Annotated in this window: 9 protein-coding genes; 4 read left to right on the top strand and 5 right to left on the bottom strand. The window is 42.5% G+C overall.

The annotated features are described in order from the left end of the window. Positions 1-572, top strand: a 572-nt coding sequence (locus ACTB1O_RS03570; protein ID WP_462993767.1) for an agmatine deiminase family protein, incomplete at its 5' end; no start/stop codon positions are given. 109 nt (positions 573-681) lie between these two features. Beyond that, entirely contained in the window at positions 682-1,494 is an 813-nt protein-coding gene (locus ACTB1O_RS03575; protein ID WP_462993768.1) for a DUF3658 domain-containing protein, read from the top strand. Between the two features lie 121 nt (positions 1,495-1,615). Here the strand turns inward: ACTB1O_RS03575 and ACTB1O_RS03580 are convergent, their stop codons facing one another. Together ACTB1O_RS03580 and ACTB1O_RS03585 are read right to left on the bottom strand one after the other, a co-directional pair. After that, the gene (locus tag ACTB1O_RS03580; RefSeq protein WP_462993769.1) at positions 1,616-3,100 is read right to left on the bottom strand and encodes a glutamine synthetase family protein; all 1,485 of its coding nucleotides are present in this window, start codon (positions 3,098-3,100) and stop codon (positions 1,616-1,618) included. A gap of 152 nt (positions 3,101-3,252) precedes the next feature. Continuing rightward, positions 3,253-3,420, bottom strand: a complete 168-nt coding sequence (locus ACTB1O_RS03585; RefSeq protein WP_462993770.1) for a hypothetical protein — start codon at positions 3,418-3,420, stop codon at positions 3,253-3,255. 65 nt (positions 3,421-3,485) lie between these two features. Between ACTB1O_RS03585 and ACTB1O_RS03590 the strand changes: the two genes are divergently transcribed. Continuing rightward, on the top strand, positions 3,486-5,135 hold the full coding sequence (locus tag ACTB1O_RS03590; protein WP_462993771.1) for a bifunctional metallophosphatase/5'-nucleotidase: 1,650 nt from the start codon (positions 3,486-3,488) through the stop codon (positions 5,133-5,135). 13 nt (positions 5,136-5,148) lie between these two features. Here ACTB1O_RS03590 and ACTB1O_RS03595 read toward each other — a convergent pair whose 3' ends face one another. The 3 genes from ACTB1O_RS03595 to ACTB1O_RS03605 all read right to left on the bottom strand — a co-directional run bounded on the left by ACTB1O_RS03595 (position 5,149) and on the right by ACTB1O_RS03605 (position 6,176). After that, positions 5,149-5,421, bottom strand: a complete 273-nt coding sequence (locus ACTB1O_RS03595; protein WP_462993772.1) for a type II toxin-antitoxin system RelE family toxin — start codon at positions 5,419-5,421, stop codon at positions 5,149-5,151. Between the two features lies 1 nt (position 5,422). After that, the gene (locus tag ACTB1O_RS03600) at positions 5,423-5,659 is read right to left on the bottom strand and encodes a DUF7557 family protein (protein WP_462993773.1); all 237 of its coding nucleotides are present in this window, start codon (positions 5,657-5,659) and stop codon (positions 5,423-5,425) included. A gap of 157 nt (positions 5,660-5,816) precedes the next feature. Then, positions 5,817-6,176: a hypothetical protein gene (locus tag ACTB1O_RS03605; RefSeq protein ID WP_462993774.1), complete on the bottom strand. Its 360-nt coding sequence runs from the start codon at positions 6,174-6,176 to the stop codon at positions 5,817-5,819. A gap of 147 nt (positions 6,177-6,323) precedes the next feature. Here ACTB1O_RS03605 and ACTB1O_RS03610 point away from each other — a divergent pair. Further along, positions 6,324-7,553, top strand: a 1,230-nt coding sequence (locus ACTB1O_RS03610) for an AAA family ATPase (protein WP_462993775.1), incomplete at its 3' end; no start/stop codon positions are given.

A 7,553-nucleotide genomic window follows, 5' to 3' on the forward strand; every position in this document is an offset into this window, starting at 1 on the left:
GAGAAGGAATTGCATACAGGAGTGCTTCTGCAAACAACCACATGGATGAATACTGCCGCTTTGTATCGGAAGACACCATACTTCTTGCAGAAGTTACAGAAGAAGAGGCAAAAAAAGGACCTGTTGAGAAAGAGAACAGGATCAGAATGGAGGAGAATTATGAGATCCTCAAAAACGCAGTTGATCAAAATGGAAATCCGTTTAAGATCGTCCGTATGCCGATTCCCGATATGATCTACTTTAAAGCACAGCCTGACGAGGAGGCATACAACAGTATTGCACAATCCTATATCTCAAGGGATGGGACAACGTTTCCGGTTGGAGAACCGGTAAATATCGTACCTGCACAGAGCTACTGCAATTTCCTGATTACAAATGACCTTGTCCTGGGCCAGAAATACTACATGGAAGGAATGGGAATGCCTGAATCACTCAGGGAGAAGGATATAAAAGCAAAAGAAATTTTAGAATCACTGTTCCCTGACAGGAAAGTTGTTATGATAAACACAATCCCGATTAACTTCGGAGGCGGCGGAATCCACTGTTCAACACAGCAGGAGCCAAAAGCCTGAGAATAATCTCAAATATTTTTTACGGCAGAAATGCCACCATACAAATATATATGTCTAAAAGTTTACCATATCTGAAAGTCTTCTTTTTTTTGAAGCAGGATTAAAAAATATGATAAACAAAAAACTTCATGTGGCATTTTCCGAGTCTGCCGGAGGAACAATAAAATATGCACTCGGGGAACTGGAGAACTCGGATTTTACAGCCTTTCCGGATGATTTGGGAACAGGCCCGGTGAAAGACTGCAGTATTGAGAAGAGAACAGAGTATCTCTGCAGTCTTTATACTGAAGATGACAGGGCGGAATATGCATCAGCAATCAAGTCATGCTATGAAAAATTCAGAAAATACTCTTCAGCCAGTTATGAAAAGAAAATTCTGTGGCTTTCAAGGCGCTCTGTCAGTGAATACTGCGGATTTTTACAGTTCCTCTCGGAGCAAAACGATCTGTCACAAATTGAGGTTGTTGACATAACCGACGGAATAGAAGGTTACCAGTCAGATCAATACGGGGGCAGACCATACAGGGCAGTACCCATTGCAACAGGTGAAATGTCCCCTGAAATGGTATTAAAGGCAGTAAATATGTCACGACAGCTGACCGCTGATGAAACAGATTACTACCTGCCACTCCGGGAGAGACTGAGGGAGGAGAACTCAGACCTCAGGACAATTATCAAAGGGCAGCTATATTCAGCAGAAGAATATATATATGATGATCTGATAGAAGGCCTTGTAACAGATAAATGGAGATCTGCCGCAAGGGTTGTCGGCGAATCACTTGGCAGACTTTGTAATGAATATCATCTGTCCGGTGACAGCTTTATATGCACAAGACTGCTTCACCTAATTGACTCAGGAAAAGTGCAGGCGAGAGGAGATATAAAATCCATGCGTTTTCTGGAAGTTAAAAGAGACATATAGCCGGGCTGAAAATATCAAACTTTTTTACTGCTTTTTTTAGGGATTTTAAAATAGTGCACTTCACGGGAAATATTTTCAGTTAAGGTCCGGAAAAAAAGGAGTTGTATTTAGTATTCAGTTTTTATGCAACGTGGATATACTCTGCAACAAGATCTGCAATAGCCTGATCATCACCATAGAGTTTCTCGCTTAAGCCCTTGTCATCGAATGCCTTGAGCTTTCCGATAGTTGCGTCAATCATACCTGCAGGGAAGATGTCATTCTTCTCAAAGAATTCACGCTTTTCATCCAGAACTTCAGCTGATTCATAGCATGAAGCAGGAAGCTGTTTGAGCTCTGCAAGGCGATCTTTGTACTCAGGACTGAAGATATTCCCGCTGACATAGAGTTCTTCTGCCCTCTTAAGTCCGTCTTCCATGTTGATTCCATGGAGTGACGCTGTAATAAGACCTGCAACAAGGAGATAAGGATCAGCTGATCCGTCACCGACACGGTATTCAAAGGTCTGTTTTGATGGTCTGTCTGTTGAGATGGTCTTATCTCCCGGATTTGCATCTGTTGTCATAGTATTTGCACCGTTCCATCCGAGCGGTACACGAACAACAACCGAGCGGTTGCGGTCTCCCCAGCAGACGTTTGTAGGTGCTTCCTGGTGTGGAACAAGCCGTAGGTATGATGTCGGCACTGTGTTTCCAAATGCTGTAATGGCATCCCCGAGATCAAGGACACCGGCAATCATCTTACGTGCCATCGGGCTTAAAACACTGTTTTCAACAAGCAGATTTTTACCGTCCTTTTCAGCCAGCATGTGGAAGTGCAGACCTGAACCTGCCTTTCCGACTGTGATCTTCGGAGCAAAACTGATCTCAACACCGTAGCGGTATCCGAGCATTCTGACAATCCACTTTGCGATTACCAGTGATTCGACAGCTTCTTCCACCGGCATAGGGAGGAATTCTATCTCGTGCTGTTCGTTGTAGGCCTCATCCTTTGTAAAGCAGCCTACCTCGGAGTGGCCGTACTTGATCTTGCCGCCCGCCTTTGCAATAAGATCCATTGCTTCGAGACGGAGTTCTTCGTATTTTACAAAAGGTTCAGCTGAGTGGTATCCCTTCTGATCAACAGCAGGGAATGTATCTTCTGCATCGCCGATTACATAGTATTCAAGCTCTGCGAGTGCCTTAAAAGTTGCTCCTGTCTGTTTTGTAAATTCGGCATTTGCCTTTTTAAGAACATATTCAGGTGAACTTCCCAGTGGCTTTCCTTCGTTGTCATAGTATGAACAAAGAATTTCAAGAGTTGGAATTTCTGAAAACGGATTTAAAAACGCTGTTCTGTAACGTGGAATAACATACAGATCACTGCTTCCGGCTTCTATGAATGAGAAGATGTTACTTCCGTCAACCCTCTCTCCGTCGGTGAGAAGAGTGTCCAAGTATTCTTTTGAGGAGATGATAAAGTTCAGTGTCTTGAGTTTGCCATCATCAGCCACATATCGGAAATTGACCATCCGGATGTCGTTCTCTTCACAAAAACGGATAATATCCTCTTTAGTAAATTCTGAAGGCATTTTTTTGAGGAATTTAACCAGATTATTTGGATTCATTAAAATATCGGAGCCTGTCATTTTATCAGTAAATTATTTGATCATTCCAGAGATAATCATGTCTATTTACAAAACAAAACCCATAGAAGCCTTTTTACTTAGAGAGATAGATGGAAATTACCTTCCATCTAAATCACCAATACACACATATATTAAATCCAGAATATGCCGCCAAAATGGCTGTACCACCTGAAGTTCATAAGGGTTGTATCTGAGCCGGATGAAAATGAGTACTGATTGTAAATGACGGGGAGATCCACCATCATCACAGGCATGACTGAATATTTAAATTGCTTAATCCCAAATACTCTGCAATACAAAAAAACCTGCGATTATTATCAGTTTCAAATTTTCAGGTTTTTATTAGATCAGACAAAAGGAAATTATGATGCAGAAAAAATCATCTATAAGAGGAGTTATGGCAGTCACCCTTGCACTTTTTGTGATTGCAATAATAATGTCTGCTCTTCCGGCGACTGAAACAGGCGATGATTCCGGTTTAGAGTATTCAGGCACAATTAGGATTTTAACGACACCTGATATTCACAGCCACTTATTTTCGATGAGTGACAACGACACAGGTTCAAGAATCGGAAGAATATGTGCTCTTGCCGACACTCTCGGGGAAGAGAACGAAGAGACACTTTATCTTTTTGCAGGCGATCTCGGAGAGGGCAGTTTTTATCATACATATGCCGGAGTCCCGGAGGCGAAATCCTATTCGATGGCAGGATTTGATGTGGCCGTTTTAGGTAATCACGCCTTTGATTTTTCAACAGATGTCTTAAAACAATGGACTACAAACGCCTCATATCCGGTAATCTGCGCAAATATGAAATTTTCAGACCCTGTTTTAGATAAGACAATAACGGATTACACAATCCTCGATGTCGGAGACGCAAAGATTGGCGTTTTCGGGATTATAACACCGGATCTTAAAAAGATTGTAAACCTCCCTGAAGGCGTATATCTCAATGAAAACACAACAGAATCCGGCAATCTGGCAGTAAATTCACTAAAGGATAAGGGTGTTGATATCATAATTGCACTCACTCATCAGAACAGGGAGGAGGATACAGAATTTGCAGAGTCTGTTCCCGGAATTGATCTGATTATCGGCGGACACGACCATCTTGTATGGAATGAGACTGTTACAGGCGCCGGCGGTGAGAGGACACTGATTATTCATGCCGGAAAGTACGGTGAGGAGACGGATTCGGTTGATATTTCATTTGAGGACGGGACCTTAACGGATTCATCAGTCATGAGATATGAGATAACAGAGGATATGCCGGATGACCCTGCGATAACGTCATATATAATGCCTTTTTATGAAGATTACACCGAAAGTCTCTCAGGACCCATAGGGTATACAACAGTCCCGCTTGAGGTATCATTTGAGGCTATAAGGACAAAGGAGACAAATACGGGCGATCTGATTACCGATACAATCAGCGGGAATGTCCCGGGCGTTGATATTGCATTTATTAATTCAGGCTCAATCAGAGGAGATGCAGTAATTCCGGCGGGGGAGATATCATATCTTACGTTAAATACAATTCTTCCGTTTGAAAATATCATTGTGACAATTCAGATGACAGGCAGTGAGATAAAGGATACACTTGAGCGGTCTGCATCCGCAATTGTTGTGTTAGGTGACAGCTGCAAAAGCGAAAAAAGGGTTGATTCAGGCGGATTTTTGCAGGTTTCAGGAGTCAGGTTTACAATCAATACGAAGGGCGATGTATTCTGCTGTGACTATGACACAGACACAGTGATCTCAAAAGGAGACAGGATTGAAAATCTCTCGGTTGTGACAGATTCCGGAATAGTTCCCATCGACCTGAAAGAGACATACACTGTCGCCGTTAATGACTACATGTCCGGCGGGGGCGACGGTTATTCAAATCTTGCCGCGATCTCGGATGATAAAAAATACAACACCGAGATTAACCTGATAAATCTTCTTGCAGCCGCAATTGAGAAGGATTCTCCGATTACGCCTGTTACTGACGGGAGGATTGTGGTTGTCTGATTTTTACCGGGGATTAATATCCCCTGTAAATTTTACTGCGATGCCCTGCCTCAATCACATGAATCACCATAACTTTGTCCTCAATGTTCAGAATGACCCTGTAACTTCCCACACGAAGTGAATAAAAAGGGGGATTTTTATTGCCTTTTAATTTTTTAACATGATTTTTAGGATTATCTTCAAAGGACAGAGATTTTAATTCAAGACAGATCTCTTTTGCGACATTTTTTGGAAGCTGTGCGAGGTTTTTCTTTGCATGGTTTGTGACAAGAACTCTATAAACCATATCAGTTAAGTCCAAGTTCTTCTGCGACCTCTTCAAGTGAATAAACCCTCCCGGCCTTAATATCAGCCAGGGATTCTTCTATTCCTCTGATTGTCGCATCGCTCAAAGGCTCATCATCCACTGCGGTCTCCACAAGGCGCCTGATTACATCCTCATACGACTCCTTAGGATGCACCTTTAAATCTGTAAGTTTATCCCTCATATCCATACTGACCCGGATTGATGTAACGCCAGACATATCAGAATATATTCGCACATACACACATATAACTAACTGTCATATATAAAAAAAAATGCACTTTTCAATATAATCTATAACAGCTATCCGGCCGGTTGAGAAATCACAGGACAATCTCCTGTTAAACCATAGAAAATATAGTGATTTAAAAAATAATCTAAACTCTTGAAATCCACCCTGTTCCCCTGCATTCAGGACAGATCCCGGAGCCCGTAATATCACTTCTTCTCCCGGTTCCGTTGCAGTACATACAGCTTAAATAAGGCTTTTTCACCTTAACCCCTCCGCTACCCTTACAGACAGGACACTTCTCTGCAACCAGATCATTTCCCGGAGATATTCCTGTCCCGTGGCAGTAATTGCATATTAATATCTGGTATGGTGCCCGAGGTTCTGCAGGTCTGTCACCATCACCGCTAAAACCCTGCCCGCAGTCACGTCTTAGAGATTTCCCGCATGCAGGACAGACACTATCAGCTTCGGCAATCACTCTTCCACATTCTGAACAATATATCATAACTGATCAATTTTATTTGAGGAATCAATAGATAATAACCTTTTTCATTTTACATCAAGCAAATGTTAACTATAAATTGAGCACATGTGAAGGCTGCCACTACCACTTCGCTACATTAATTTCCAAAGAGTCCCTTAAATAGAATAAATGGCTCTAAAGACCCTGGTAATCACTCCTGCCGGAGAGGAAAAGATCTGGGATATGGATACAAATCTGGACAGGAAACGTCACATAAGAGCAGAGTATGCATTTACAGGCAGATTTGCAGAAAGGTGCAGGGAATATTCTGAAAAGTTCTACCCCGAAGACAGGGTGATACTCTCCCCCAAATACGGATTCATCCTCCCGCATGAGGAGATATTGCACTATAACGAGAACACCTTCGCCGAATCAGGGATAGAATACGATACAATAGAGATAAACGCCGAATCCGACGGTCTGTTGAACTATGAAAGAGTTGTGTTTCTCGGAAGCCGCAAAATGCACGGCGAATACACGGATATCGTATCAAAAGTGTTTGCTGACAAATGGGTGGAATACCCTCTTCTGGATTCCAAAAACACAGAGGAGATGCTTGGCCGCTTAATAGATGCAATAACAAGAGACTCACCCCTTCGTTTTAACAGGATAAAACTTGAATACATTGAGATAAACGGTCTTTTCGGGAAATTCGACCATAAAATACCAATAGAAAACAAAGAGAGTATATCAATAATAACTGCCCCGAACGGCTATGGAAAAACAACAATCCTGAGACTTCTAAGGGCAGTGTTCGTCGGAAACCTCCGCGAAATAAAAGACATCTCATTTCAGACCCTAAAACTCGGATTTAAAATCGAAGAAGGCTGTGAGGAAGAACCGCTAAAAAAGAGGACTCTTACAATTGAAAAGAGCCTCGGGAAGATGCAGGGCAAAAAGCTCCCCCTTGGTGATATGTGGTCACTGCACTTTAAAACAGAAACCCCTGAGGGAAATACCCTCGAATATACCGTTAATCCCGATAACTTCAATGAGGACGAAACCTCATGGGAATTAAGCAGGATAATCCCCCCTGTTCCTGTAAAGTTCATATCGGCACAGAGACTCTGGCAGAATGCGGAGTCAGGAACAGACAGGAAAGGTGATCTTCTGACAGGCCATGCCGGCGGCGTCAAACAGAGCTACGAGCTTACAATCCTCAACTACTCAGATGACATCAAACGGCGTATTCAGGCGATGTTAAACGACTACGCCGCAAGCACCCAGCAGCTTGACGCAACTTATCCGCAGAGATATATAAATCTCTGCTACGAGATGGAAAAGGGAATCCTTCCCACAGCAGAGTCCATTACAGAAAAACTTGCAAATATCCGCCTTGAACAGAAAAAACTTAAAAAT

The organism is Methanomicrobium sp. (assembly GCF_055145805.1).

Excerpts from the sequence above, each read along its gene's own strand:
- ACTB1O_RS03575 (WP_462993768.1), top strand. The coding sequence starts at position 682 with ATGATAAACAAAAAACTTCATGTGGCATTTTCCGAGTCTGCCGGAGGA.
- ACTB1O_RS03580 (WP_462993769.1), bottom strand. The coding sequence starts at position 3,100 with ATGAATCCAAATAATCTGGTTAAATTCCTCAAAAAAATGCCTTCAGAA.
- ACTB1O_RS03590 (WP_462993771.1), top strand. The coding sequence starts at position 3,486 with ATGATGCAGAAAAAATCATCTATAAGAGGAGTTATGGCAGTCACCCTT.
- ACTB1O_RS03595 (WP_462993772.1), bottom strand. The coding sequence starts at position 5,421 with ATGGTTTATAGAGTTCTTGTCACAAACCATGCAAAGAAAAACCTCGCA.
- ACTB1O_RS03600 (WP_462993773.1), bottom strand. The coding sequence starts at position 5,659 with ATGTCTGGCGTTACATCAATCCGGGTCAGTATGGATATGAGGGATAAA.
- ACTB1O_RS03605 (WP_462993774.1), bottom strand. The coding sequence starts at position 6,176 with ATGATATATTGTTCAGAATGTGGAAGAGTGATTGCCGAAGCTGATAGT.